At 69.7% G+C, this 25,561-nt stretch carries 19 protein-coding genes; 16 read left to right on the forward strand and 3 right to left on the reverse strand.

Annotation, left to right across the window (positions count from 1 at the left end):
- Positions 1–19 precede the first annotated feature (19 nt).
- Genes VGF64_13365 through VGF64_13385 form a run of 5 tightly spaced genes read left to right on the forward strand, consistent with a single transcriptional unit; the run spans position 20 to position 8,063 of the window.
- Positions 20–1,528 (forward strand): class I adenylate-forming enzyme family protein, encoded by a 1,509-nt coding sequence (locus VGF64_13365; GenBank protein HEY1635744.1) that lies wholly within the window; start codon positions 20–22, stop codon positions 1,526–1,528.
- Positions 1,529–1,564: 36 nt separating this feature from the next.
- Complete coding sequence (locus VGF64_13370; protein ID HEY1635745.1) at positions 1,565–2,755, forward strand: amidohydrolase family protein; 1,191 nt, start codon at positions 1,565–1,567, stop codon at positions 2,753–2,755.
- A 46-nt stretch (positions 2,756–2,801) separates the two neighbouring features.
- Positions 2,802–3,227, forward strand: a complete 426-nt coding sequence (locus tag VGF64_13375) for a hypothetical protein (protein ID HEY1635746.1) — start codon at positions 2,802–2,804, stop codon at positions 3,225–3,227.
- A 25-nt stretch (positions 3,228–3,252) separates the two neighbouring features.
- Positions 3,253–4,914: an AMP-binding protein gene (locus tag VGF64_13380; GenBank protein ID HEY1635747.1), complete on the forward strand. Its 1,662-nt coding sequence runs from the start codon at positions 3,253–3,255 to the stop codon at positions 4,912–4,914.
- Between the two features lie 11 nt (positions 4,915–4,925).
- Positions 4,926–8,063 (forward strand): alpha-mannosidase, encoded by a 3,138-nt coding sequence (locus VGF64_13385; protein ID HEY1635748.1) that lies wholly within the window; start codon positions 4,926–4,928, stop codon positions 8,061–8,063.
- A 16-nt stretch (positions 8,064–8,079) separates the two neighbouring features.
- Here the strand turns inward: VGF64_13385 and VGF64_13390 are convergent, their stop codons facing one another.
- A complete protein-coding gene (locus VGF64_13390; GenBank protein ID HEY1635749.1) occupies positions 8,080–9,579 on the reverse strand; it encodes an AMP-binding protein in 1,500 nt (499 codons plus the stop codon).
- 238 nt (positions 9,580–9,817) lie between these two features.
- Between VGF64_13390 and VGF64_13395 the strand changes: the two genes are divergently transcribed.
- Genes VGF64_13395 through VGF64_13410 form a run of 4 tightly spaced genes read left to right on the forward strand, consistent with a single transcriptional unit; the run spans position 9,818 to position 14,743 of the window.
- Positions 9,818–11,146, forward strand: coding sequence for an ABC transporter substrate-binding protein (locus VGF64_13395; protein HEY1635750.1), 1,329 nt, complete (start codon positions 9,818–9,820; stop codon positions 11,144–11,146).
- Positions 11,147–11,152: 6 nt separating this feature from the next.
- On the forward strand, positions 11,153–13,237 hold the full coding sequence (locus VGF64_13400) for an ABC transporter permease (protein ID HEY1635751.1): 2,085 nt from the start codon (positions 11,153–11,155) through the stop codon (positions 13,235–13,237).
- A gap of 1 nt (position 13,238) precedes the next feature.
- On the forward strand, positions 13,239–13,997 hold the full coding sequence (locus VGF64_13405) for an ABC transporter ATP-binding protein (GenBank protein HEY1635752.1): 759 nt from the start codon (positions 13,239–13,241) through the stop codon (positions 13,995–13,997).
- The gene (locus tag VGF64_13410) at positions 13,994–14,743 is read left to right on the forward strand and encodes an ABC transporter ATP-binding protein (protein ID HEY1635753.1); all 750 of its coding nucleotides are present in this window, start codon (positions 13,994–13,996) and stop codon (positions 14,741–14,743) included. The genes VGF64_13405 and VGF64_13410 overlap by 4 nt, the downstream gene beginning before the upstream one ends.
- Positions 14,744–14,752: 9 nt before the next feature.
- Here the strand turns inward: VGF64_13410 and VGF64_13415 are convergent, their stop codons facing one another.
- Entirely contained in the window at positions 14,753–15,250 is a 498-nt protein-coding gene (locus VGF64_13415) for a hypothetical protein (protein ID HEY1635754.1), read from the reverse strand.
- A gap of 93 nt (positions 15,251–15,343) precedes the next feature.
- On the opposite strand from VGF64_13415, the gene VGF64_13420 reads away from it, so the two are divergent.
- Positions 15,344–16,519 carry an amidohydrolase family protein gene (locus VGF64_13420; protein HEY1635755.1) on the forward strand — a complete coding sequence of 392 codons (1,176 nt, stop codon included), beginning with the start codon at positions 15,344–15,346 and terminating at the stop codon, positions 16,517–16,519.
- Here the strand turns inward: VGF64_13420 and VGF64_13425 are convergent.
- The gene (locus VGF64_13425; GenBank protein HEY1635756.1) at positions 16,516–18,018 is read right to left on the reverse strand and encodes an ABC transporter substrate-binding protein; all 1,503 of its coding nucleotides are present in this window, start codon (positions 18,016–18,018) and stop codon (positions 16,516–16,518) included. The two genes, VGF64_13420 and VGF64_13425, sit on opposite strands and share 4 nt — an antisense overlap.
- A gap of 173 nt (positions 18,019–18,191) precedes the next feature.
- Between VGF64_13425 and VGF64_13430 the strand changes: the two genes are divergently transcribed.
- Genes VGF64_13430 through VGF64_13455 form a run of 6 tightly spaced genes read left to right on the forward strand, consistent with a single transcriptional unit; the run spans position 18,192 to position 25,540 of the window.
- Positions 18,192–19,739 carry a hypothetical protein gene (locus tag VGF64_13430; protein ID HEY1635757.1) on the forward strand — a complete coding sequence of 516 codons (1,548 nt, stop codon included), beginning with the start codon at positions 18,192–18,194 and terminating at the stop codon, positions 19,737–19,739.
- 21 nt (positions 19,740–19,760) lie between these two features.
- Complete coding sequence (locus VGF64_13435; protein ID HEY1635758.1) at positions 19,761–20,435, forward strand: hypothetical protein; 675 nt, start codon at positions 19,761–19,763, stop codon at positions 20,433–20,435.
- A 10-nt stretch (positions 20,436–20,445) separates the two neighbouring features.
- Entirely contained in the window at positions 20,446–22,605 is a 2,160-nt protein-coding gene (locus tag VGF64_13440; protein HEY1635759.1) for an ABC transporter permease, read from the forward strand.
- Positions 22,602–23,441 (forward strand): ABC transporter ATP-binding protein, encoded by an 840-nt coding sequence (locus VGF64_13445; GenBank protein HEY1635760.1) that lies wholly within the window; start codon positions 22,602–22,604, stop codon positions 23,439–23,441. The genes VGF64_13440 and VGF64_13445 overlap by 4 nt, the downstream gene beginning before the upstream one ends.
- Positions 23,419–24,141 (forward strand): ABC transporter ATP-binding protein, encoded by a 723-nt coding sequence (locus VGF64_13450; GenBank protein ID HEY1635761.1) that lies wholly within the window; start codon positions 23,419–23,421, stop codon positions 24,139–24,141. The genes VGF64_13445 and VGF64_13450 overlap by 23 nt, the downstream gene beginning before the upstream one ends.
- 4 nt (positions 24,142–24,145) lie before the next feature.
- Entirely contained in the window at positions 24,146–25,540 is a 1,395-nt protein-coding gene (locus VGF64_13455; GenBank protein HEY1635762.1) for an MFS transporter, read from the forward strand.
- Positions 25,541–25,561: the final 21 nt, after the last annotated feature.

The raw sequence follows: 25,561 nt of genomic DNA on the forward strand, positions 1-25,561 counted from the left end.
GCGCCCGCACGTCACCAGGATGCTCGACGAACTCCCTCACGAGGCGGCGAAGCGCTTCGGCGATGCTACCGCCTACGTCTCGGCCGCCGGATGGGGCGTCTCGTACCGAGCGCTCGACCGGCTCTCCGACGAGGTCGCCGTCGGGCTGGCCCGCCGTTCGATCGGGCCCGGAGACGTGGTGGCGCTGGCCATGCCGTCGCTTCCGGAGTACATCGTCGCCTACCTGGCGCTGGCCAAGCTGGGGGCGGTCACGGCTGGTGTGAACGATCGTCTGTCCGAAAGGGAGCGCTCCGCCGTCCTGTCGGTCGCCCACCCCCGTCTCGTGCTCGCCACCCCTGGAGCCGTGCCCGACCGCCCGCCGGAAGGGGCGGAGCTGCTCGAGGTGCACCCGGCCGAGCACGAGGACGGCGTCTTGACAGACCTCCGCCAGCCGGGCGAGTCGCCCCCATCGCTGCCGCCCGATCCCGACAGGCCCGTGGCCATCGTCTTCACGTCGGGGACGACTGGCACGCCCAAGGGAGCCGTCTATGGCAACCGCCAGCTCCACGCGATCACGGCGGCCGACGTGGGCGACCGGTGGGGAGGCGGAGGGCGCGCCCTGGCAGGTACGTCCTTCGCCCACTTGGGCTTCATGACCAAGCTGGCTGGCGCGCTTCGATCGGGGGGCACGACCTTCCTGATCAACCGCTGGCGCGCAGCTGAGGCGCTCGAGCTGACCGAGCGCCACCGCCTCACCAACATCGGTGGCATCCCAACCCAGATCGCGCTCATGCTCCAGGCACCGGCGTTCGACTCCTGCGACCGCTCGAGCGTGCAGCTCATCGTCATGGGCGGCGGGCCGGCCACGGCGGCGCTGGTGCGTAGCGCTCGGGCCGGCTTTGCCGCTCCCGTGTGCGTCCGCTACTCGTGCACCGAGACGGGCATCGGCCTCGGTACCGGGCCCGACGACCATGACGAGGACGCCGAGGTCAGCGTCGGCCGAGCCCGCCCCGGCATAGAGCTCACTGTCCGCGACGAGGAGGGCCGACGCACCGCGCCGGGCCAGGTCGGCGAGGTGTGCCTGCGCTCGGCCGCCGTCATGTCGGGCTACCACCGAGATCCCGACGCCACCCGGGCCGCGTTCACCGCCGATGGTGCGGTTCGCACCGGCGACCTCGGCTGGGTGGACGACCGGGCCCGTCTGCGACTTGTCGGCCGGACCAAGGAGATGTACGTACGCGGGGGCTACAACGTGTACCCCATGGAGGTGGAGGGCGTGCTGGCCGAGCACCCCGGCATCGCCGAAGTGGCGGTGGTACCCCGGCCCGACGCCGTCATGGGAGAGATCGGAGTGGCGGTCGTCGTGCCCCGCGAGCCCCGCCGAGAACCCGAGCTCGAGGACCTCCGCGCCTTCGCCGCTCCCCACCTCGCCGCCTATAAGCTCCCCGAGGCCCTGAACGTCGTCGACGCCCTCCCCCGTACGCCCATGGAGAAGCTCGACCGCCGCGCCCTTCAGCAAACGGCGGAGCGGGCGGACGAGCTACGCTGACACCAACGTCAGAGATCCGAGACGAGGGAGACGCCGATGCGCACCGAGGACCTCATCCTGGTCAGCGTCGACGACCACACCGTCGAGCCGCCGGACATGTTCGCCAACCACCTCCCGGCCAAGTGGAAGGACCTGGCCCCGAGGAGCGTGAAGAAGCCCGACGGCACCGACGTGTGGGTCTACGAGGGCAACGAGATCCCCAACATCGGCCTGAACGCCGTGGCCGGGCGGCCCCCCGAGGAGTACAACATCGAGCCCACCCGCTACGAGGAGCTGCGGCCCGGTTGCTACCAGATCGACGAGCGCGTCAACGACATGAACCGCAACGGCGTCCTCGGCTCGATGTGCTTTCCGTCCTTCGTGCAGTTCTGCGGTCAGCTCTTCTCGAAGTCCAACGACCTCGACGTCGGCCTGGCCATGCTCAAGGCGTACAACGACTGGCACGTGGACGAGTGGGCCGGTAGCCATCCCGGACGCTTCATCCCCCTCTCGATCCCGCCCATCTGGGACCCCGAGGAGATGGCCAAGGAGGTGCGCCGCATGGCTGCCAAGGGCTGCCATGCCGTCACCTTCTCCGAGGACCCGGCCAAGCTCGGGTGGCCGCACATCTTCGGTGACCACTGGGATCCGTTCTTCGCCGCCTGCGAAGAGGAGGGCACGGTCATCTGCCTGCACATCGGCTCCTCCTCGACCATCCTCGGGCTCGCGCCCGGCGCGCCGATCGACATCATGATCACCCTCACGCCGCTCAACGCCATGCACGCGGCGACGGACCTCCTCTGGTCACCGGTGCTGCGACGGTTCCCCAACCTGCACTTCGCCCTCTCCGAGGGCGGGATCGGCTGGCTGCCGTACTGGCTGGAGCGGATCGACTACGCCTACCAGCAGCACCGCTATTGGACGCACCAGGACTTCGGTGACCAGCTGCCGAGCCAGGTGGCCAAGGACCGCTTCACCTTCTGCTTCATCAGCGACGCCGCCGGCCTGGAGACCAGGCACCTCATGGGCGTACACAACATCACCTGGGAGTGCGACTACCCCCACTCGGACTCGACCTGGCCCCACTCCCCCGAGACCCTGATGAAGCAGCTGGCCGGGGTCCCCGACGACGAGATCAACATGATCACGTACCAGAACGCCATGAAGGTGTTCAACTACGATCCGTTCACGCACCGGCCGCGCGAGAGGTGCACGGTGGGCGCGCTCCGCGCTGAAGCCCCCGCCTGATCAACGCTAACGTGACCCGATTCCCAGCGAGACCACTGGAGCAGGCGTGACCGACGAGATCCTGGTCGACAACGGCAAGCGCACGATGACCCTGGACGAGCTGGGGATGACCCAGCCTGGCCTGGCCCGCATCATGCCCGAGATCAGCATTCGTATCTGGAAGCTCTACTACGCAGGCAAGGCCCGTAACTGGCCCTTGGCCCGGTTCCAGCTCAAGGAGGCCATCAACCTCATGGAGGTCGGGGCCTTCGTCAGGCCCAAATACGAGGTGAACATGGCCAAGTTCATCGACGAGGACGCCGGCCCCGTGAGCAAGGCCATCGAGGCGGCTGACTGGGAGGCGTTCGACGCCGCCTTCGCCGAGATGGTGGACAAGGCCAACGCGTATCACGACGAGTACGACAAGCCCTTCATCCGCTGGCGCATCCCTGACCATCCGCCGCCCGATCTCGACATGACGCCCCGGCAGTAGCCAGACCAAGGGGCCGAGCGGCGCCATGCCGGCCGACTGGAAGCTGCGGGAGGTGGACCCCGGGCTGGTCCGCCGGTACCTGCGAAACGGATGGTGGACCGACGAGACGCTCGGCTCGGTGCTGGCCGACGGGCTGACGAGGAGCGCCGGCCTCACCTTCCGCATCCACTCCCGCACCAGGCCCTGGTCGGGCACCTTCGGTGGCGTCGAAGAGCTGGGCCTGCGGATGGCAGGGGGCCTGCGGGCCCGCGGCCTCGGCCCTGGTGACGTGATCGCCTTCCAGATCCCCAACTGGATCGAGGCGGCCGTGACCTTCTACGCCACGTCCTTCCTCGGGGCGGTGCTGGTGCCGATCGTCCACTTCTACGGGCGCAAGGAGGTCGGCCACATCCTGCGCCAGTCGGGCGCCCGCGCCCTCGTCACGGTCGACCGGTTCGGGCACCTCGACCACCTCGCCGATCTCGACGGGCTTCGCGCCGGCCTCCCCGACCTCGAGCTGATGGCTGTCGTCGGCGGCGACGCCCCGCCGCTCTCCCGCTCTCAGGTCCCGAGCTGGGCCGTGCCTTTCAGCGACCTCCTCGACCACCCGCCCCTCGACGGCCCGATCGCCGTCGACCCCGCGACCCCCGCGGCCGTCGCCTACACCTCGGGCACCACCGCCGACCCCAAAGGGGTCGTCCACGTCCACCGCACCCTCGTCTTCGAGGTGCGCCAGCTGGGCGATGTCCAGGCGAGCCGGGAGCTGCCGTTGCTGACCGGGGCGCCGGTCGCCCACGGCATCGGCATGCTGTCGGGGCTGCTCCTGCCCCTGTACCGGCGACAGGCGGTGCATCTGACCGACGTCTGGGATCCGGCACAGGTGCTGGCGGACATGCTCGAGGACGGTGTCGCGGCCGGAAGCGGCGCCACCTTCTTCTTCACCAGCCTCCTCGACCATCCCGACTGCGGTCCCGACCACCTACGCCTGATGCGGGAGACGGGGCTCGGGGGATCTTCCGTGCCCGTGGCGGTCGCGGACCGGGCGACCTCGCTCGGGATCTCGATCACGAGGGCCTTCGGCTCGACCGAGCATCCGTCGACCACCGGCTCGAGGCACGACGTGCCCCTCGACAAGCGCACCCGCACCGACGGCCGCCCGCTGCTGGGCGTGGAGCTGCGGGTCGTCGACGAGTCCGGGGCCGACCTCCCGACCGGCGAAGCCGGAGAGGTGGTCAGTCGGGGCCCCGACTGCTTCTGGGGCTACACCGACCCTGCCTTGACAGCCAGCGCCTTCGACGCCGACGGGTGGTATCTGACCGAAGACGTCGGCCGGCTCGACCCCGAGGGCTACCTGACCATCACCGACCGCAAGAAGGACATCATCATCCGCGGTGGTGAGAACGTCAGCGCCCCTGAGGTCGAGGGGCTGTTGATGCAGGTGCCCGGCGTGGCCGAGGCGGCAGTGGTCGCCGCTCCCGACGCGCGCCTGGGCGAGCACGCCTGCGCCTTCCTGCGGCAGGTGCCGGGAGCCCGTCCGCCCGACCTGGACACCATCCGCGGCATCCTCGAGGCCGAGGGGATGGCCAGGCAGAAATGGCCCGAGGAGCTGCGGCTGGTGGACGATTTCCCCCGGACGCCTTCGGGGAAGGTCCAGAAGTTCGTCCTCCGCCAACGGCTGGCCGAGGAGGCCCGCTCGGCACTCTCCTGACAGGAGGTCCGATGCACGAGGAAGACGCCATCACCGACGCCCGCATCCGCCGGGTGGTCAACCAGCACATCCGGCCGGCGCTGAGCGGCCCCACCGCCGCCCTCGAGGTGGCCGCCTACCACGTGCACGGTGAACCCGTCTCGATCTCGGAGGCCCTGAACGCCCCCTACGAGCAGTTCCCCATTGGCGGAGCGTGGGGACCGCCGTGGGGCACCACGTGGTTCCAGCTGCGCGGGCGGGTGCCGGCGCAGTGGCGCGGCGAGGAGGTCGCGCTCCGCTTCGAGATCGGCAACGCCGGCGACACCGGGTTCGGAGCCGAGGCCCTGATGTGGGCCGACGGCCACCCCGTCCAGGGCCTGTCGCCGAACCACCGCGACCACGTGCTGACCAGAGCCGCTGAAGGGGGCGAGGCGATCGAGCGCCACGTCGAGGCGGCCGCCAATCCCCGGCCGCCCCTCGGCGCGCTCACGTGGCCGCTGCTCGGACCCGAGCCCCACGGCGCACCCCTGTTCACCCTCGCCCGGGCCGAGCTGGGCGTCGTCCGCCGTGACCTGATGGCCTTCTGGCAGGACCTCCGCCTCCTGCTCCAGCTGCTGCCCCAGATCGGAGAGGAGCCGCGCCGCTCCCAGATCCGGGCCGGGCTCGACCGGGCCTGCACCGCCCTCGACCTGGAGGACGTGGCCGGGTCCTTCCCCGCCGCCCACCCCCTGCTGAAGGAGCTCCTGGCCCGGCCGGCGGCCGCCAGCGCCCACCGCGTCAGCGCCGTCGGCCACGCCCATATCGACACCGCCTGGTTGTGGCCATTGCGGGAGACAGTGCGGAAATGCGCCCGCACGTTCTCCACGGCCGTCACGTTGATGGACGAGTACCCGGACTACCGGTTCGCGTGCTCCCAGGCTCAGCAGTACGCCTGGATGAAGGAGCGGTACCCGGACCTCTACGAGCGCATGAAGGAGAAGGTCGCCCGCGGTCAGCTGGAGCCGGTGGGGAGCATGTGGGTCGAGGCGGACTGCAACATCCCTTCGGGGGAGTCACTGGTGCGCCAGGTCCTCCACGGCAAGCGCTTCTTCGCCCAGGAGCTCGGACGGGACACGACCGAGGTGTGGCTGCCCGACGTGTTCGGCTACCCGGGCAGCCTGCCCCAGATCATGCGCCAGGCCGGCATCGACCGCTTCCTCACCCAGAAGCTGTCGTGGAACCAGTACAACGTGCTCCCCCACCACAGCTTCGTCTGGGAGGGGATCGACGGGTCGCGCGTCTTCACCCACTTCCCGCCGGCCGACACCTACAACGGCGATGCCAGCGTCGCCGAGCTGGTGCACGCCGTGGGCAACTTCAAGGACCACGACCGGGCCACGCGGTCGCTGTACGTCTACGGTCACGGCGACGGCGGCGGAGGTCCGACGGCGGGCATGATCGAGCAGCTGCGGCGGCTGGCGGACCTCGAGGGCGCGCCACGGGTCGAGCTCGAGACGGCGTCGTCGTTCTTCGACAAGGCGGCGGCCGATATCGACGACCCTGCGGTGTGGGTGGGCGAGCTGTACCTGGAGCTGCATCGCGGCACCTACACGACCCAGGCCGCGACCAAGAGGGGCAACCGCGCCGGTGAGCTGGCGCTGCGCGAGGCCGAGCTGTGGGGCAGCCTGGCCCCACGGCCGTGGTCGGCGTACCCCGGTGAGCGGCTCGACCGGGCCTGGAAGACGCTGCTCCTCCATCAGTTCCACGACATCATCCCCGGCTCCGGCATCCACTGGGTCTACGAGGACACCGCCCGCGACCACGCCCAGGTGGCGGCGGATGCCGGAGCGGTGATCGACGACACCACCGCCGTGCTGGCCGGGGCCATCGACACCGCCGGCCTGTCGGCCCCGGTCGTGGTGCTCAACCCCCTTGGCCACGACCGCACCGGGATCGTCAACCTCTCTGGGGACGACCACGACCAGCCGCTCGTCGCCGTGGGGCCCGACGGCGACCGGAGCCCGGTGCAGGTCGGCGACGACGGCTCGCTGCTGTTCGAGGCGTCGGTGCCATCGTGCGGTTACGCCGTGTACGACCTGGTGACCGGCGCCGGCGACCAGAGGCCCGGTTCCGAGCTGGCGGTCGACGAGCGCGGCCTCGAGAACAGCCGCCTCCGCGTCCGCTGGGACGACGAGGGGCTGCTCACATCGGTCTGGGACAAGTCAGCGGACCGTGAGGTGCTGGCTGCCGGCGCCAGGGGCAACGTGCTCCAGATCTTCGAGGACTACCCCAACTTCTACGACGCCTGGGACGTCGACCGGTTCACCCTCCAGCACCCGGTCGACATGACGACGCTCGACGAGCTCGTCGTCACCGAGCGAGGGCCGAACCGGGCGTCGGCGCGCATGACCCGCTCGTTCGGCGATTCCCGGGTCACCCAGACGATCTCGCTGTCGGCTGGCTCGACCCGGCTCGACTTCTCCACCGCGGTGGACTGGCACGAGTCACGGCGACTGCTCAAGGTGGCGTTCCCTGTCGACATCCGGTCCCACCGGGCCACCTACGAGATCCAGTACGGCCATGTCGAGCGACCGACTCACACCAACACCAGCTGGGACCTCGCCCGTTTCGAGGTGTGCGCCCAGCGCTGGGCCGACCTGTCGGAGGCCGGTTACGGGGTGGCCCTGCTCAACGACTGCAAGTACGGCTACGACATCCAGGGCAACGTGATGCGGCTGTCGCTCCTGCGCGCGCCGGGATGGCCCGACCCGCTCGCCGATCGCGGGACGCACCACTTCACGTACGCGCTCCTGCCGCACAACGGCGACCTCCGCGACGGTGGCGTGGTGGAGTCCGGCTTCGAGCTCAATGTCCCCCTACGAGCCGTCCCCACTCCCTCCCACGCCGGAGAGCGGGCGAGGCGGGCGTCGTTCCTCCGGGTCGACCGGCCAGGCGTGGTCATCGACGCCGTCAAGAAGGCCGAGGACACCGACGCCATCGTCGTGCGCCTCTACGAAGCCTGGGGCCAGCGCGGACCGGCCCGGCTGACATGCGCCGCCCCCGTGGCCGAGGCCCGGCGCACCGACCTCCTGGAGCACGAGCAGAACCGGCTCGAGCCCGACGACGACGGCTCGATCCCGCTCCACCTCCGCCCCTTCGAGATCTTCACGGTCCTTCTCCGGCTGGGCTGAGCGACAAGGCACCCGGTCAGGCTTCGGTCGCGCGCAAACGGTGCTTGGCGATCTTGCCGTTGGGATCGCGCGGCAGCTCGTCGACGAAGGCCACCAGACGGGGGCGCTTGTAGTCGGCCAACCGCTCCCGGCACCAGGCCACGACGTCGTCGGTGCTCAGGCTGGCCCCGGCGCGCGGCTGGACCACGGCCTTGAGCGCCTCCCCCCAGCGCTCGTCGGGCAGACCGTACACGGCGCAGTCCGCCACGTCGGGGTGCAGATAGAGCACATCCTCGATCTCGCGGGGATAGACGTTGACCCCGCCCGTGATCACCATGTCGGCCCGCCGGTCGGTGAGAAAGAGGTACCCGTCCTCGTCCAGGTAGCCCATGTCACCCACGGTGAAGCGCTCGCCCTTGAAGGCGGCCGACGTCTTCTCGTTGTCACGGTGGTACCGGAAGGGCGCCGACTCCGGGCGCACGTACACCAGCCCCACCTCGCCCGGACCGAGGACCCCGCCCTCGTCGTCGAGGATCACGATCTCGTTGCCGCCGATAGCCCGCCCCACGCTGCCGGGGTGCTCCAGCCACTCCTGGGGCGAGATGGCAGTGCCGCCTCCCTCGGTGGCGCCGAAGTACTCGAAGACCTTCTCCGGCCCCACGAGCTCCATGAACGCCCGCTTGACGGGGACCGGACAGGGAGCGGCGGCGTGCAGCACCACGCCCAGCGAGGACAGGTCGTAGGACGCCCGGACCCCCGCGTCCAGGTCCAGGATGCGTATGAAGTTGGAGGGGACCATGTGGGTGTTCGTCACCCGATGATCCTGGACGAGGGCCAGGCAGGACTCGGCGTCCCAGCGAGGCATGATGACCACGGTCGCGCCGAGGGCGAGGTGGGCCTGGGCGAAGGCGGCCGGTCCGGAGTGGTAGGCGGGACCCACGAGCAGATGGACGTCGCCCGGACCGAAGCCCCACCGGGCGGCCATCCCCGCCATCCCCGCCGCCGTGCGGCGCAGGTCGTCACCGCCGGGCACGACGCCCTTGGGTCGTCCCGTCGTGCCCGACGTGTAGACCATGGTGGTCGGCCACCCGTCGCCTCCCTTCTCCACGACGTCATCGGTCCCGGGCCCCTGGGCGGCGAGGGCTTCCTCGTAGCCGTCGCCCACCACCAATCGCGGGAGGTCCGCCACGTCGGCCAGGCTCCCGACGAGCTCGGAGGTGACGACCGCAGCCTTGCAGCCCGAGTCGGTCAGGACCCAAGCGGTCTCGGCCGCCTTGAAATGGATGTTCACCGGGACCGCCACGGCGCCCAGCCGCCCGGCGCCGTGGACGACCTCGAACCACTCAAAGGAGTTCGGCAGCATCACGCCCACGCGGTCGCCTCGCGCCACCCCAAGGCGCGACAAGGCCAGGGCGGCCCGGTGGGCCCGATCGTCCAGCTCGGCGAAGGTACGCTGCCCGGACCCCAGGACCAGGGCCGGGTGGCCGGGGCGTCCGGCGGCGGCAGCCGAGATGCCGTACCGGGTTTCAGCTGCCATCGTCAGCGTGCGAGGGTGGCCCGTTCTCCATGATCCTGACAACGATGTCATACTTGCGCCCAGTGCGACCAGGGACGGGGGGCATCAGTGCTCGTCGCGACGGTGTCGGCCATACGGCCGGGATCATCTCGCGGTATCGGGCCGGTCGACTGGGGCGATCAGATGTCACGCGGCAACGCGCGCAAGTTCGTAACCTGACCGCAGTGCCGCCGACCGCACTCTCCCAACGGAGGTCGCCATGCCCCGACTGGCCACCAGGGCCGTCCGACTCGTCGCCCTTCCTGCCATCCTCAGCCTGATACTGGTTGCGTGCGGCAACGCCTCAGGCGGAGGCGGCGGCGGCAGCCAGACGCAGGGAGTGACGTCCAACGAGATCGACATCGGCGCCATCGCCGCCAAGACCGGGCCCCTCGCCAACCAGTACGGGCCGATCACACAGGGTGCCCAGGCCTACTTCGACCAGGTCAACGCGGCCGGGGGCGTGAACGGCCGCAAGATCAAGTACGTCGCCCAGCTCGACGACCAGACCCTGCCCTCTCTCGACGTGTCACAGGCCCGGGCCCTGGTCACCCAGGACAACGTGTTCGCGGTCGTGGGTGTCGCCACACCGATCTTCGCCGCCGGCAAGTACCTCGCCCAGAACAACATCCCCACGTTCGGATGGAACGTCAACCCAGAGTGGTCCGACGGGCCCAGCCTCTTCGGCGAGAAGGGCTCCTTCATCAACTTCACCCATCAGGGCCCCCTGATCGCCTACCTGGCCAACAAGGTGGGGGCCCAGAAGGTCGGCGTGGTCGCCTACACCGTCTCCCAGTCGGCCGACTGCGCCACCGGCTCGATCAACACCTTCCAGAAGTTCGCCCCCCAGACGGGCCAGCAGGTGGTGCTCAAGGACACCAGCCTGCCCTTCGGGTTCACCGACATCAGCGGTGACATCACCCAGCTCAAGAACAGCGGCGCCCAGTTCGTCGGTACCTGCATGGACCCCACCGGCAACACGGTGCTCAGCAAGGGCCTCCAGGAGGCCGGCCTCAACAACCAGGTGAAGCAGTACTGGCCCAACGGCTACGACCAGTCGACGCTCAGCCAGTTCGCCCCCCTGATGGAAGGCGTGTACTTCGAGACCGGCTTCGTCCCCTACCAGTACGGGTTCACCCAGGGCATGGACAACTACCTCAACGCGATGAAGGCAGTCGGTGCCCCCGTGAGCGACGTCACCCTGGCGGGATGGATCAACGCCGACCTCTTCACGACCGCTCTTCGCCAGGTCGGCCCCAACGTGACCCGCCAGAACGTCATCAACACCATCAACAAGATGACCCACTACACGGCGAACGGTATCTCCCCCGGCATCGACTGGACCCAGCAGCACACCAACTCGGGGCCCAACGACTGTGACGCCTTCCTGCAGGTCCAGCAGGGGAAGTTCACCTCGGTCTTCGGGAACGGCAAGAACCCCTTCGTGTGCTTCCAGGCACCGAACGCCACCACGATGAACCCGGTCCCGTTCCCCAACGACCCGACCACCTTCTTCAACTCCACCATGCCGACGCCCAAGACCAGCTGACCTGGCTTGACGCACTTCCTGTCCTTCGCCATACCGGGGATCCCGTACGGCTTCGTCTACGCGCTCGTGGCCGTGGGGCTCGTCCTCACCTACAAGACCTCGGGCGTGTTCAACATGGCCTTCGCCGCCCAGGCCTACGTGTCGGCGGCCATCTACTACGGCGTCGTCTCCCAGCACCACATGTCCAAGTGGGTGGGCTTCGTGCTCGCCGTGGTCATCGCCGGACCGGCGCTTGGCTACTTGTTAGATCGCTTGCTGTTCCGCCATATGCGCACCGCGCCAACGGTGGTGAAGCTCATCACGGGCCTGGGCTTGCTGATCGGCATCCCGTCGATCGTGCAGTTCTTCTGGCCCGGCCAGCACCAGAACCCGCCCAGCTTGTCCCCCAAGCCGAACGCCGTCTACCACTTCGGTAGCTACCACATCGACGGCAACCAGCTGGTCGTCATCGTCGCCGTGCTCGTCGTGATGGCCGCGCTCGGCGTACTGTTCCGGTTCACCGCCCTGGGCCTCAAGATGCGAGCCGTCGTCGAGAGCCCCCGCATGGTCGAGCTGGCGGGCATCAACGCCGACCGGGTCAGCTCCTTCGCCTGGATGCTCTCCGGCTTCCTGGCCGGCCTCGCGGGCGTCCTGCTCGCGCCCTACTACGCCAACATCGATGCGACGAACTTCATCCAGCTGCTGGTCGCCGCCATCGCCGCCGCGGTGTTCGCGGGGTTGGCGAGCCTGCCCCTCGCCCTGGCCGGCGCCCTGTTCCTCGGCATCTTCCAGCAGGTCCTCACCGGCTACCTGCCGCTCAACAGCATCTGGGCCACGGCGCTGCGGCCTTCGTTCCCCTTCATCGTCCTGGTGCTCCTGCTGCTGTTCTGGCCGCTCGTGCGGCGGCGCCGCGAAGCCGGCGACCCACTGGCGGGCGTCGATCCACCTCCCCCCGCCCTGGCCGCCTCCTTGCGCGGCGCGACCCTGGACCGGCTGACCAGGATCATCTTCCCGATCTTCATCGTGGCCTACATGGGGATCACGCTCTTCCTCGTCCCCAGCCACTGGCTGTTCCTGCTCACCCAGGGCATCGTCTACGCCACGATCTTCCTGTCCATCACGGCCCTCACGGGCATGAGTGGCCAGATCTCGCTGTGCCAGGCCAGCTTCGCCGGTCTTGGCGCCTTCACCGCCGGCCAGCTGGCCAGCGAGTTCAACATCAACGTGATCGTCGCCCTGCTCATCGGGGGGGCAGTGGCGGCCGCCGCCGGCGCCCTGGTCGCCATCCCCACTCTCCGCCTCAGGGGTCTCTACCTGGCCCTGGCCACCCTGGCCTTCGCGCTGCTCGCAAGCAATCTGCTGTTCCCCCAGACCTGGCTCGGCAACGGCGACACCGGGGTGGACGTGCCCCGGCCGGCCGGCTTCAGCGGCAACCGCGCGTTCTTCCTGCTGGCCATGGCGGTGTTCGCCATCTGCGCGGTGGTCGTGATCCTCGTGCGCAAAGGCACAGTCGGCAGGTACCTCTCCGCCATGCGAGGCAGCCAGGTGGCAGCCGAGACCATCGGCATCAACCCGGTGCGCGCCAAGATCACCATCTTCGCCCTGTCGGCGGGCATCGCCGGTGTCGGGGGGGCGATGTTCGGGTCCCTCCAGGGGACCACCTCCGGGGGCGACTACAACGTCTTCTTCTCGATCCTGTGGATCGTGCTCGTCCTCACGACCGGCGTTCGCACGGTGGAGGGCGCGGTGAACGCCGGCATCGCCCTCGTTCTGGTGCCGGAGCTGCTGAGCGATCTCGGCGGTACGTCGGCCTTCAGCTTCCTCGGCAACCGGGTCACCGCTCTGGCCTTCTTCCTGTTCGGGATCGGCGCCCTCACCTACGCCAGGCATCCCGAGGGGGCCGTGGAGTTCAACAAGCGTCGCATCCTGCTGCGGGTCGCAGCCTGGCTGGATCGCCGGGCCGGGCGGGAGCCCACGGCCGGCATCGCCGATGCCGCCACCCTGGCCCGAGGCCAGGCGCCGGCCCTCGAGCTGAGCGGCGACGGCCAGGTCCAGGCCGACGGGGCCGCTCCTGCCATTCCCGAACACTTGCCGCACCCGGGCAGGCCCTGACATGGCCCTCCTGCAGGCGAGCGGGATCTCCAAGCGCTTCGGCGGTGTCGTGGCGCTGTCCGAGCTGTCGATCGGCGTCGAGGCCGGCGAGGCGGTGGGCCTGGTCGGCCCGAACGGGGCGGGCAAGACGACGTTGTTCAACTGCCTGCTCGGCATCCTCCGCCCCGACACGGGCACGATCACCTTCGACGGTCACGATCTCAGCCGCATGCCGGTCTACCGGCGGGCGCGCCTCGGCATCGGACGTACCTTCCAGCGCATCGAGCTGTTCACGGAGATGACCGCTCGCGACCATCTGCTGGTGGCCGAGCGGGCCCGTCGGGGCAAGGGGTCCCTCTGGAAGGACCTGCTCAACCGGGGCGACCCCACGACTGACGAGCAGGTCCGGGCGGCCGCCGTGCTCACCCTGCTGGGGATCGACGACGTCGCCGACCTCCCCGTCGAGGCGCTGAGCCTCGGTCACGGGCGACTCGTCGAGCTCGGCAGGGCGCTGATCACCGAGCCCCGTCTGATGCTGCTCGACGAGCCGTCGTCGGGGCTCGATCGCATGGAGTCGCTTGCCCTGGCCGGGGTCCTGAGCCGCGTGCAGCAGGAACGAGGGACCGCCATTCTCCTCGTCGAGCACGATCTGGAGATGGTCCAGCGGTGCGTCACCCGCCTCTGCGTCCTCGAGCTCGGTCAGCTCATCGCCGACGGGCCCACCGGCACTGTGATGGGCGACGCGAAAGTACGTCGCGCCTATCTGGGGGAGGCGGTGTGACCACCATTGGCAACGGCTCAGGCGGGCCTGGCTCGAAGCTGCTCGAGCTCGTCGACGTCTCGTCGGCGTACGGACCCTTCCGGGCCATCTTCGACGTCTCGTTCGCGCTCCCCGAAGGCTCGGCCACGGCGCTCCTCGGGCCCAACGGCGCCGGCAAGTCCACCGTGGCCCGCATCTGCACGGGCTTGGTCCCGGTGACGTCCGGTGAGGTCTGGTTCGCCGGGCGCAAGATCACCGGACTGCCGGCGTGGCGCATCGCCCGGATGGGGATCGCCCACGCGCCGGAGGGTCGCTCGGTGTTCTCGTCACTCACGGTCGAGGAGAACCTGGAACTGACCTTCCGCCAGGCCCTTGGTCGCAGGCACATGCAGGAAGGGATCGATCGCGCCTACGAGGCCTTCCCCCGTCTGGGCGAGCGCCGGCGCCAGAGCGCAGGAACGCTCTCGGGCGGCGAGCAGCGGATTCTCTCGCTGGCCAAGGTGCTGGCCAACCCGCCGCAGCTGCTCGTGGTCGACGAGCTGTCGCTCGGACTGGCCCCCATCGTGCTGGACGACGTGTTCCGCATCCTGGGCGACATCCGTCGAGCGGGAACGACACTGCTCATCGTCGAGCAACACGTGGGTAGGGCCCTGCAGGTGTCCGACCACGCCGTGCTCCTCAACCAGGGCCGGGTCGTGCACTCCGGACGCGTCGACGAGCTCGGCGACGCCATCGATCAGCTGCTGCCAGGAACCCCAGCCCGCTGAGCTACCGGTCTAGGCGGGGCACTGCGTTCCCTCGAGACCGATCAGGGCGCAGAACGTGTTCTGGGAAACGAGCCACTTGCCGTTCAGGTTCACCGCGTAGCCGGTCTGGCCGGCCAGCAGGGGGGCGCCAGTCTGCCTGTTGATCAGGTCGTAGCTGACCTTGGCGCACGGCGACGGAACGGCCGCCTGCTGACACTGGCTGGCCGGCAGCACGGCGACACTGGTGACCTTGGTCGAGGTCATGGCCGCGAGCGGCGTGGCGTAAGCCTTGTTGTAGACCGCTGTCAGCTTGCCGTTGTTCTGGAGCAGCAACAGCTTGGCCTTGCTGTCGGGGTTGCCGCCGTCGAAGAAGCCTGTCCAGCTCGTGGTGATCGCTGCCGTCGCCTGCGCAGGGTTCTGTGTTGTTGTCGTGGAGCTGCTGGAGCTGCTCCCGCTGCTGCAGGCAGCCAGCGTCACGGCGATCCCTGCCGCGACCGCACCTACCGACAGGGGCCTCAACGTCCGCATCTGGTGCCTTCCCTTCCGACCGACCAACCAGTGAAGAGTACACCTGACACCGGTGTCAGCGAGGGACCGCTCACCGAGCTACCATCCGCCCTGGTGGCGACCCTCCTGCCCGACCCCGAACCCCGGCCCCGCCCGTACACGATCATCTCGGTCGACGATCACCTGATCGAGCCGCCCGACCTGTTCGAGGGGCGCATGCCGGTGGCGCTGTCGGAGGAGGCGCCGCGGGTGGTCGAGACCGACGACGGGGCCGAGATGTGGCGGTACGAGGGCAGCCACTATCCCAACGTCGGCCTCAACGCCGTCGTGGGACGACCCCAGGACGAGTGGAGCATGGAGCCGGCCCGCTTCGATGAGATGCGCCGAGGGTGCTGGGACATCCACGAGCGGATACGGGACATGGACATCGGTGGCATCCAGGCCTCGCTCAACTTCCCCTCGCTGCTCGCCGGGTTCGCCGGCACCGTGTTCTCCCGCAGCAAGGACCAGGAGCTCGGAATGGCGTGCGTCCGGGCCTGGAACGACTGGCACCACGAGGTGTGGGCGGGGACCTTTCCAGAGCGCATCATCCCCCTGCAGATCCCGTGGCTGTGCGATCCCGCGGTGGCCGCCGAGGAGATCCGCGCCAACGCGGAGCGCGGCTTCAAGGCCGTGAGCTTTACCGAGAACCCAGCGAACGTGGGCCTTCCCTCCGTGCACACCGATCACTGGGACCCGTTCCTCCGGGCGTGCGAGGAGACCGGGACCGTCGTGTGTCTGCACACGGGATCGTCGGCGTGGACCGCGGCGACCTCGCCGGGCGCACCGCTCGAGCTGCTCACGACGCTGTTTCCGGCCAACGCCCTGGCCAGCGCGGCCGACTGGGTCTGGGCCCGGATCCCGCTGCGCTTCCCGAGGATCAAGATCGCCATGGCCGAGGGCGGCATCGGCTGGGTACCGATGCTGCTGGACCGCCTCGACTACGTGGTGCACCACTCGGCTCAGCAGGGCGGCGTGTGGGACGGGAAGCTGCTGCCATCCGAGGCGCTCCGGCGCAACTTCTGGTTCTGCACCATCGACGACCCGTCGACCATGGAGCTGCGCGACCGCATCGGGATCGATCACATCATGCTCGAGAGCGACTACCCGCACGCCGACTCGACCTGGCCCGACACCCAGCTCGTGGCCGAGCAGCGCCTCCGCGACCTGTCCGAGGTCGAGGTCCGCAAGCTCACCTTCGAGAACGCGTCGCGACTGTTCCGCCATCCGGTGGCGGCTGCGGGCGCCTAGGACCCGTCGTCGCTGGCGGGATAGCCGATCCAGCCGATGTTGTAGCAAGTGTTGAGCGGCGCCCTCGTGACATATCCGTTGGCCGAGTCCTGCCACTGGACGACAGTGAAGCACTGCTGGTGGGGCGCGTTGAAGTTGTAGGGGTGATAGTCCAGCGGCGCCCACAGCCCGTGGTTCGTGTAGTTGTTCAGGCCGTTCATCCACCCCTCGAAGCCGGCCCGGGTGGGAGCACCGCCCATGGCGGCGAGGGCGTCGCCGAACATCTGCCCGGTGGCGTAACCGTCGAGGCTCCACTCGTGCAAGGGGCAGCCCTTGCAGTAGGTGTCGAGGTCGTGGCGGAACTGTGCCACCGACGGGTTGGCCATGTTGTTGTACGAGTCCTCGGTGCCGGCGACGAACACGGAGTTGCGACACGGGGCGCTCCAGCTCCCGACCTCCTGACCCCACACCTCGATGGTCGACACCTTGGCCTTGGGGTGGAACTGGTTGCGGTCGAAGGCCTGGCACAGCTTGGAGTTGGCGTTGGTATCCAGGGCGTCCCAGACGCCGTCGACGCCCTTGGCCTTCATGTTCACGGCGTCGGTGTCGAACGTGGGAGCAGCGGGGTTGGCGCCGGCGTTCGAGCCCCCGCAGTCGTAGGTGTTGTTGATGCCCGACGCCTGGGCCTGCTTCTCCTCGGCGATGCCCTGCTGCTGGGACACGGCGATGCTGTAGAAGCAGAAGGCGCCGTTGCTGATCCCCATGTTCTGGTGGAACCACTGGAACTGCCACGGCTGCTGCTCGAGCGTCCCGTTGTTGCCCACCTGTTTGCCGTTGCGGGCATAGCCGCCGCCCCCCAGGTAGGAGAACATGTTCGGGTACTTGTAGTAGCCGTTGTTGAGCGGGAAGCCGAGGTCGGGGACGTTGTGGCTGTTCTCGTAGCTGGCTGACCGCGCGCTGGCATCACTGTTGTTGCCGATGAGAGCGAACACATGGTCCTGCTCGACCAGCTTGGTGGTGCAGGCGAGGTTCTGCGAGCCGTCTTCGGCGTCGTCGCAGGTGTCCAGGTTGATCTTGCGCCCGTTGATACCGCCCTTTGCGTTGGTGGCCTGGACCCAGGCCTTGAGCCCGTTGAGGCTGACGCCGAAGGCCTCCGGGCCGAACGAGCCGCCCGTCGCGGTGACGTTGCCGATCGTGATGCTGTTGGGCGTCACTCCGACGTCGCTGGCCGTGTTGCCGGGCGCGCCCGCACCGCCACCCCCGCCAGCGCCGCCGCCGGCCGCCGCACCCGCTCCGCCCGTCCCCCCGCCGGTCGACGCACCGGGGCCACCCTGGGTCCCGGCGGTGCCGGCGGAGCCGTTGGCGGCCGTGGTCCCCTGATCGCCCGCCGAGAGGTCTCCCGAGGTGCCCGAGCCCCGTTGTGCCTGGAGGAAGGCGGCGTTGGGCAACCGGGTGCCACATGCAGAGAGCATCAGCGCCACGACGGTCGCTCCGATCGCCCCAAGTCTCGAACGACGCATCCCCCAACTCCCGTCAAACGGTAGAAACCGACAAAGTGTACTAACCTGACATGAGCGTCGGGAAACTCCAGAGTGTCATAAAGCGGACGAGTCGGACATGCCAGGGCAAAGGATTCGGCAGCGGGGTCGTCGAATCCTGGCCAGTGGGGGCTCCTTGCCGGGGAGAGTAAACCGTGAGCCAGACGAGAGCGCTGAGGTGGGTGCGTCGCTCCTGCCTCGGGGGGGCGGCTCTGTTCGGCATGGTCGCCCTCGTCGGCCCCACGGTCGCCGGCGCTGACAGCGTGTCGGGCTCTGCTCGCCCGGATGTGTTCTCCGGTGTGGCCGCAGCCACCGCCATCCACCAGGAGGCCAACGGCCAGTTCGGGATCGGCCCGACGTCGCAGCCGTTCTACGGCAGCTTCCCTGACGGCCTGAGCCAGTTCTCCGCCAGCGGGACCCTCGTCCGCGGCTCCACCTACTGGCCGGGCGCCACGGTCAACGGGCTCGGCGGCCTGCTCTGCGTGGCCGGCTTCACTCCGGGGTGTGGACTCCCGCCTTTTCCCTTGAGCGCCCAGACCAGCGGCTCACCTCCCGACGCCCACACGGCCGCCTCCCAGAACCTCGGAGGCGGCGGCGCGCCGGTCAGTCTCACGGCGCTCAGCGCTGCCGCCCACGCCGACCCGAACATGGTTTCGACCGACGCCGTCGACGGCGGGTACACGCTCGGTACCGGAGGCGGGGGGGCGTCCTCGGCCCAAGCGGGCCAGGCCCTGGCCGCCGCGAGCCTCGCCTTCCGCCGCCAGGTGGCGGGCATCACCGGCAGTCCTCAGGCGGCCGCCTCGGTCAAGCCCGGTGCGACCGACGGCGCTGTCGCGCAGGTCGCATCGTCGGAGTCCCACACCAAGCAGTCCTTCGCCGCGAGCGATCCTTCCACCTTGGTCGTGCACGCCGAGAGCCGTCTCTCGGACGTTGATCTGCTCGGGGGCATGATCCACGTCGACTCGATCCTCACCACGTCCGACTACCAGGCCAACGACCACGGCACCGACAAGCACGTCGACCACGTCACCCTGCACGGTGTGACCGCCGGAGGTCAGCCCGCCACGATCGATCAGAACGGGATCACGGTCGGGAGCACCACGCAGGGCGGCCCCATCCTCGACGCCATCAACAGCGCCCTCCAGACGGCCCTCCAGGCGTCCGGGTCCCAGGTCCACCTCCTCGGCAACACCACCAATCCGCCCCAGCCCATCGGCGGGACCGGATGCGGCAAGGGTGAGGCGGACGGCCTGTCGCTCCACCTCCAGGCCGACGCGTCGCAGGTGCCCATGGGTGACGTGTATTTCACCGACCTCACCCTGGGCAGTGCGTGCACGGCGGCGACGACCAGCAGCCAGCTCGCCTCCGACCTCGGCGGTGTCGGCGCGACCGACCTGAGCGGCGGCTCGTCAGCGGGGACGACCGGATCGGCCGACCAGGGCGCAGCTCTCGCCAGCAGCTCCGGCGTGCCTGGGACCCCCGGCACCCCCGCATCGGCCGGCTCGCTCGCCGCCTCCTCGCCCGGCCGCGGCGGAGCGCACGCCACGCGCCGGGGCGGCTCCGGCTTTCTCGGCGAGATCATCGACCAGGCGCTCGTGGCCCATCGCCTCGACACCGTCTATCTGGCGTTCACGCTGGCGTTCGCCGGCCTCTTCCTCGGTTCGCGCCTGCTGCTACCCGCCCGGCTGCCTCGCGGCCGCTGATGTCCGAGCTCTGGAGTACCAATGGCCAGTGAGCACACCGAGATCGTCGACCGGCCCGGACGTACGGCCCTGGAGGCCAACCCGAGCGCCGAGGCCGTCGGCGACGGCAGGCGCCCGGCGGCCCTCCCCGAGGACCTGATCGATCCGGCGCAGTTCTGGAGATGGGTCGTCCGATCGCTCGGCAAGACGAGCCGGCCCGTGGTGGGTTGGGTGCTCACCGGTGTCGGGCTCCTCGCCATCTTCCTGGGTTGGTTCGGCATCTCGGGCCAGGCCCTGGTGGCCAAGCAGCTCCCGTTCCTGATCTCGGGCGGGATCGGCGGCATCGCCCTGGTCGCCATCGGTGCCGTCATCCTGGGGACCGAGGACCTGCGCAACGACTCGGGTCGACTCGACCGACTCGAGAAGCAGATCGCCCAGCTGCACGCCGTCCTGCTCGCGCGCGCCGACGCACCCGACGTCAGCCTGGGCGAGCGAGACTCGCCTCGCCAACCCAACGGCAAGCACGAGCGTGATCTCCACGGCACCGATGGCAACCCCGAGGAGCTGGTCGCTCTGCCCGGAGCGACCACGTTCCACCGCCCCGAGTGCGCCATGGTCGACGGCAAGACCCAGGCGGAGCCGCTCACCGCCGACGTCGCCCTGAGCGAGGGCCTCAAGCCGTGCCGGCTGTGCGATCCGGTTCCTTCCGCTACGTGATGGAGCCCAGGTGATCCTGGCGGCGGTGAGCCAGGGGTCGAGCGGGGTCACCTTCTGGCTCCAGGTCGTCATCGCAGGCATCGCCACCGGTTGCATCTACTCGCTCGCCGGCATGGGCGTGGTCCTCACCTACAAGGCCACCGGGGTGTTCAACTTCGCCCACGGGGCGGTGGCCATGATCGTGGCCTACTGCCTGTGGCAGCTGGCCAGCGGATGGCACGTGCCCCTGATTCCGGCGGCCCTCATCGCCCTCCTGGTGGTGGGACCGGGCATCGGCCTGATCCTCGAGCGCGTCGTGTTCCGCCCCCTCGAGCGGCGCGGGGCGGGCCAGACCGAGAAGCTGGTCGCCACGCTGGGCATCTTCCTGTTCCTGCTCGGTCTGGCCTACGCGGTATGGACGGGCACGGTGCGCCAGGCCCCCGCTCTGGTCAGCTCGCGCTCCATCGACCTGGGCGCCGGGCTGTACATCGGGACCGATCAGCTCACCGTCGTGGTGCTCGTCGGGGTGATCAGCGGGGCCCTGTGGCTACTGTTCCGCTTCACCCGCATCGGCATGGAGATCCGGGCCGTCGTCGACCGGCGGGAGCTGGCGGAGCTCTCGAGCATCCCCGCCAATAGGGTCGCCGGCCTCTCGTGGGCGCTCGGCTGCGGGCTGGCGGGACTGACCGGGGTGCTGCTGGCCCCGCAGTTCGGGCTCGATCCCTTCCACCTCACGCTCCTGGTCATCGAGACCTTCTCCATTGCCGTGGTCGCCCGTCTGGTGAGCCTGCCCATCGCCGCCGGCGCCGGGGTGCTGCTGCTCGGTGTCCTCAACAGCCTGCTCACCGAGCTCCACCTCGTCACCCTGCCCGTGGTCGGAGTGAAACTGCCTTCAGGGGTGAGCACCGGCTTCGATCAGCTGAAGCCCAACTTGTCGGTCGTCATCCTCTTCGTCGCCCTGTTGGTGCTGCGCAAGCTCGACGAGGTGGGGGGCGCCGGCGGCGGGCCCGGGCTGTTGCTCCAGCAGGTCGGGCGCCTCCGGCGCTCGGCCCGGACCGGGGTCAGCACCCCGCGTGTCGTGCTGCTCGTGGCCGCGGCGTTGATCGCCGTCGTCGCCCCGCTGCCACTCGGCACGATCAGGCTGGGGGACGCCCAGGAGGTGCTGGCCCTCATCGTGGTGTTCACCTCGATCGTCTGCATCACCGGCTTCTGCGGCTACATCACACTCGGTCAGGCCGCCTTCGCCGGCATCGGCGCCTACGTCGCCGCCCGCGTCGCCAACGCCCTCGGTCTCCCGGTGATACTGGCCATGCTGGTAGGCGCCCTCGCCGCGCTCGTCCTCGGTCTGATCGCCGGTTACCCGGCTCTCAAGCGTCGAGGACTGTTCCTCGGTCTCACCACGCTCGCCATCGGTCTGCTCGCCTACCAGTTCGTGTTCTCGAGCAACGTCTTCGCCGGAGGGTCGGGCGGGCTGACGGCCCACCGTCCGAGCGTGCTCGGGCTGTCGTTCGCGGGCGACCGGGCGTTCTACTGGTTCGAGCTCTTCTGGGTGGTCCTGATGCTCGTGCTGGCCCGCAACCTGCGCAGCGGGCGGCTCGGTCGCATCCTCGCCGCCATGCGCGACTCGGAGACCGCAGCGCGCTCCGTCGGCATCGACCTGCGGAGGTACAAGCTCTTCATCTTCGCCGTCAGCGCCTTCATCGCCGGTATCGGCGGCACCCTGCTGGCCCAGCAGGCCCAGGTCTTCACCCCCTTCGCCTTCGACCCGTTCACCAGCCTCACGTGGTTCCTCGTCGTGGTTGTGGCGGGCGTGGGCAGCCTCGGGGGGGCGGTCGTAGGCGCCGTGCTGTTCGTGATGCTCAACACCTTCGTGCACCAGTCGGGCTTCTCCGACCTCATCTTCGCCATCCTGGCCCTGTTCATCGGCTACCTTCCCGGTGGATCCCTCGCCGGCATGGTCATGCAGCTCGCCGCACGGGTGCGCGAGCCGCGCCGCGTGATGGCGGCCTTCGCCAGGGCGGCGGCGACGGGCGCCCTGGCGCCGCAGTCGCCCGCGCCGGTCGGTGCGACGGGCAACGGGGCCCGACGTCCCTTGTCGCTCGGATCGGTCACGGCCAACGGCTCGGGGGGCGACGAGGCCCTGGTTGCCTCGCCGTTCGCCGAGCGGGTGCTGCGGGACGAAGCCGGGTGAGCCTTCTCGAGGCGAGCGATCTCGTCAAGCGCTTCGGCGGTCTCCTCGCCGTCGATCACGTGAGCCTCGCCGTGCCCGAGGCGGCGATCACGTCCCTGATCGGTCCGAACGGCGCCGGCAAGACCACGGTCTTCAACTGCCTCACCGGCCTCCTCGAGCCCGACCAGGGGTCGGTGCGACTGGCCGGCGGGGACATCACCCGCATGGAGACCCACCTGCGGGCGCGCCTCGGTCTGGGTCGGACCTTCCAGCGCCTCGAGATCTTCACGGGCATGACGGTGTTCGAGAACCTCCAGGTGGCGGCGGAGGCGGCTCGCCCGGGCCGGACCTTCCGCGGCGTCCTCCGGCTGCGACATCCGGACGAGCCCGCCGTCGTGGCCCGGGTGGAGGATGTCCTCGACCAGGTCGGGCTGGGCTCGTTTCGCGACGTCATGGCCGGGGACCTGCCAACAGGTGCGCTCAGGATGGTGGAGCTCGGTCGGGCGCTCTGCACCGATCCCACCGTCCTGTTGCTCGACGAGCCCGGCAGCGGTCTCGACTCGGCCGAGACCGACCACCTCCAGGCCGTGTTGGGCGACATCGCCCGCCGCGGCGTGGGCATCCTGCTCATCGAGCACGACGTGGACCTCGTCATGGCCGTGTCCGAGACGATCTATGTCGTCGACTTCGGCCGGGTCATCGCCGTCGGCAGTCCCGGGGAGATCGCCAGGAACGACGCCGTCCGCGCCGCGTACCTCGGAGCCGAGACCGACGGCGACCTGTCCGGGGGGGCCAGCCTGGGGGGCCGGCCCGAGGAGAGAGAGGAGGGCGTTCGTGCCGACTCAGCTCGAGGTTGACCACGTGACCACGGGCTACGGCAAGGTGGAGGTCCTCCACGACGTCAGCGTGTCGGTGCCGCCGGGCTCGGTGGTCGCCCTTCTCGGGCCCAACGGCGCCGGCAAGACGACGACCCTCCGGGCCATATCGGGCACCCTCCCGGTATGGCGCGGGCGCATCCGCCTCGACGGACGCACGATCAGCGGCCGCTCCGCCTACGAGATCGCTGTCCGCGGGCTGACCCTGATCCCCGAAGGGCGAGGCATCTTTCCGGGCCTCGACGTAGGCGACAACATCGCCATCGGCGCCAACGCGGCCCGCGGGCTACGCGGCGACGAGCGGTCTCGCAACATCGAGCGGGTGCTCGAGCTGTTTCCCCGGCTGCGGGAGCGGATGGACCAGCGGGCGGGGACGCTGTCGGGAGGCGAGCAGCAGATGCTGTCGCTGTCGCGCGCCTTCCTGGCCTCGCCGCGGGTCCTCATGATGGACGAGATCTCGATGGGCCTGGCGCCCACGATCGTCGAACAGCTCTTCGACAGCGTCGCCACCCTCAAGGCCGAGGGTCTCACGATCGTCCTCGTCGAGCAGTACCTCACCTACGCGCTGCGTTTCGCCGACGTTTGCTATGTGATGGCCAAGGGAAGCGTCGCCTTCGTGGGCGAGCCGGCCGAACTGAGGGGAAGTAACGCCCTCACGAGCTCCTATCTCGGGGTGGGCTGAGCCGGTGGCCGGGGCCGTCGGGGCAAGTGACGCGACCGAGCTCGCCGAGTCACCCGTCGCGAGCACGACGACGCTTGCGGTCGCCAAGCGCTACGGATGGTTCCCGATCTTCGCCCTGGCCACGACCCTCGCCATCCAGAACGGCGAGACGTCATCCTTGTCGCAGGCCATTCCCGGGATCGAGCACACCTTCGGGGTCTCGGACGCGGCCGTGGGGTTCATCCCCTTCGCCATGGCCGGGGTCGGCATCCTCGGTGCGGTCCCCATGGGCATCCTGGCCGACCGGCTCCGCCGGACGCGCCTGCTGGCCGCGGCCACCGCTCTGTGGACGGGGTGCATGGCCTTCAACGGGGCCGCCGCCTCTTACGTGATGGTGTTCGCCGCTCGGCTCGGTGTCGGCGGGCTGGAGGCGACGAGCCCGGCCGCGACCTCGCTCATCGGCGACCAGTACCGGGTCCAGGACCGGGGCCGCATGATGGGCTTCTACCAGGCTGGCTCGCTCGGCGGCTCGCTCATCGGCTTCGTCGGCGGCGGCGTCGCGGTCGCCGTCGGGGGGTGGCGGTGGGCCTTCTGGATGTGGGTGCCCGCCGGCCTGCTCGTGTGCTGGCTCATGCTCCGCTCCCCCGAGCCGGCGCGGGGTCACCAGGACGCCCAGTTCCTCGACGAGGTGGACGGAGCCAACCCCACGGCCGCCCTCATGACCACCCAGCTCGACGTCCCGCACCGGGTCGGCACCCTCGACTACGAGCGGGCCAGCGTCGGCCAGGTGGCGCGGGAGTTCCTCCACATCCGCACCATGTGGCTGGGCATCCTCTCGCTCACCGTCTCCGGGTTGCTGCTCAACGGCCTCAGCTTCTGGGCCGTGCCGTACTTCCGGCGGATCCATCACATGGGGCCGGCCCAGGCGGGTCTCGTCACCAGCGTGCTCGGCGTCAGTGCCATCGTGGGGATCCTCGGTGGCGGGTTCCTGGCCGATCGCCTCATGCGCCGGGGTGTCATCTGCGCCCGGGTGTACGTCGTGGCCTTCGCCTCGATCGCCGCCAGCGCCCTGCTCGCCCCCGCGTTCGCCAGTACCTACCTGCCGGTGACCGTGCCCCTCTTCGCTCTCGGCGGCGTGGCAGTCACGCTCCCCGTCGCCCCCGCCGAGGCCATGCTCACCGATGTCGTGGTGGCCCGATTGCGGGGACGGGCAGCCAGCGTGCGGTCGGCTGTGCGCTCGTTGTCGACGGGCGGCCCGGTCGTGATCGGGTTCGTGTCGACGCTCATCGGCCTCCGACTGGCGCTCGTGGCACTCACGCCCATCTACGCCATCGGAGGGGTCCTGGTGCTGCTCGCCCTGCGCACGTACCCGCGCGACCTCGCCTTCGTGCTGGCCGAGTCCCGTCGCCAGCCGATCTGACGGCACCGGCCGCTTTCTGAC

Source organism: Acidimicrobiales bacterium (assembly GCA_036491125.1).
Lineage (GTDB): Bacteria > Actinomycetota > Acidimicrobiia > Acidimicrobiales > AC-9 > AC-9.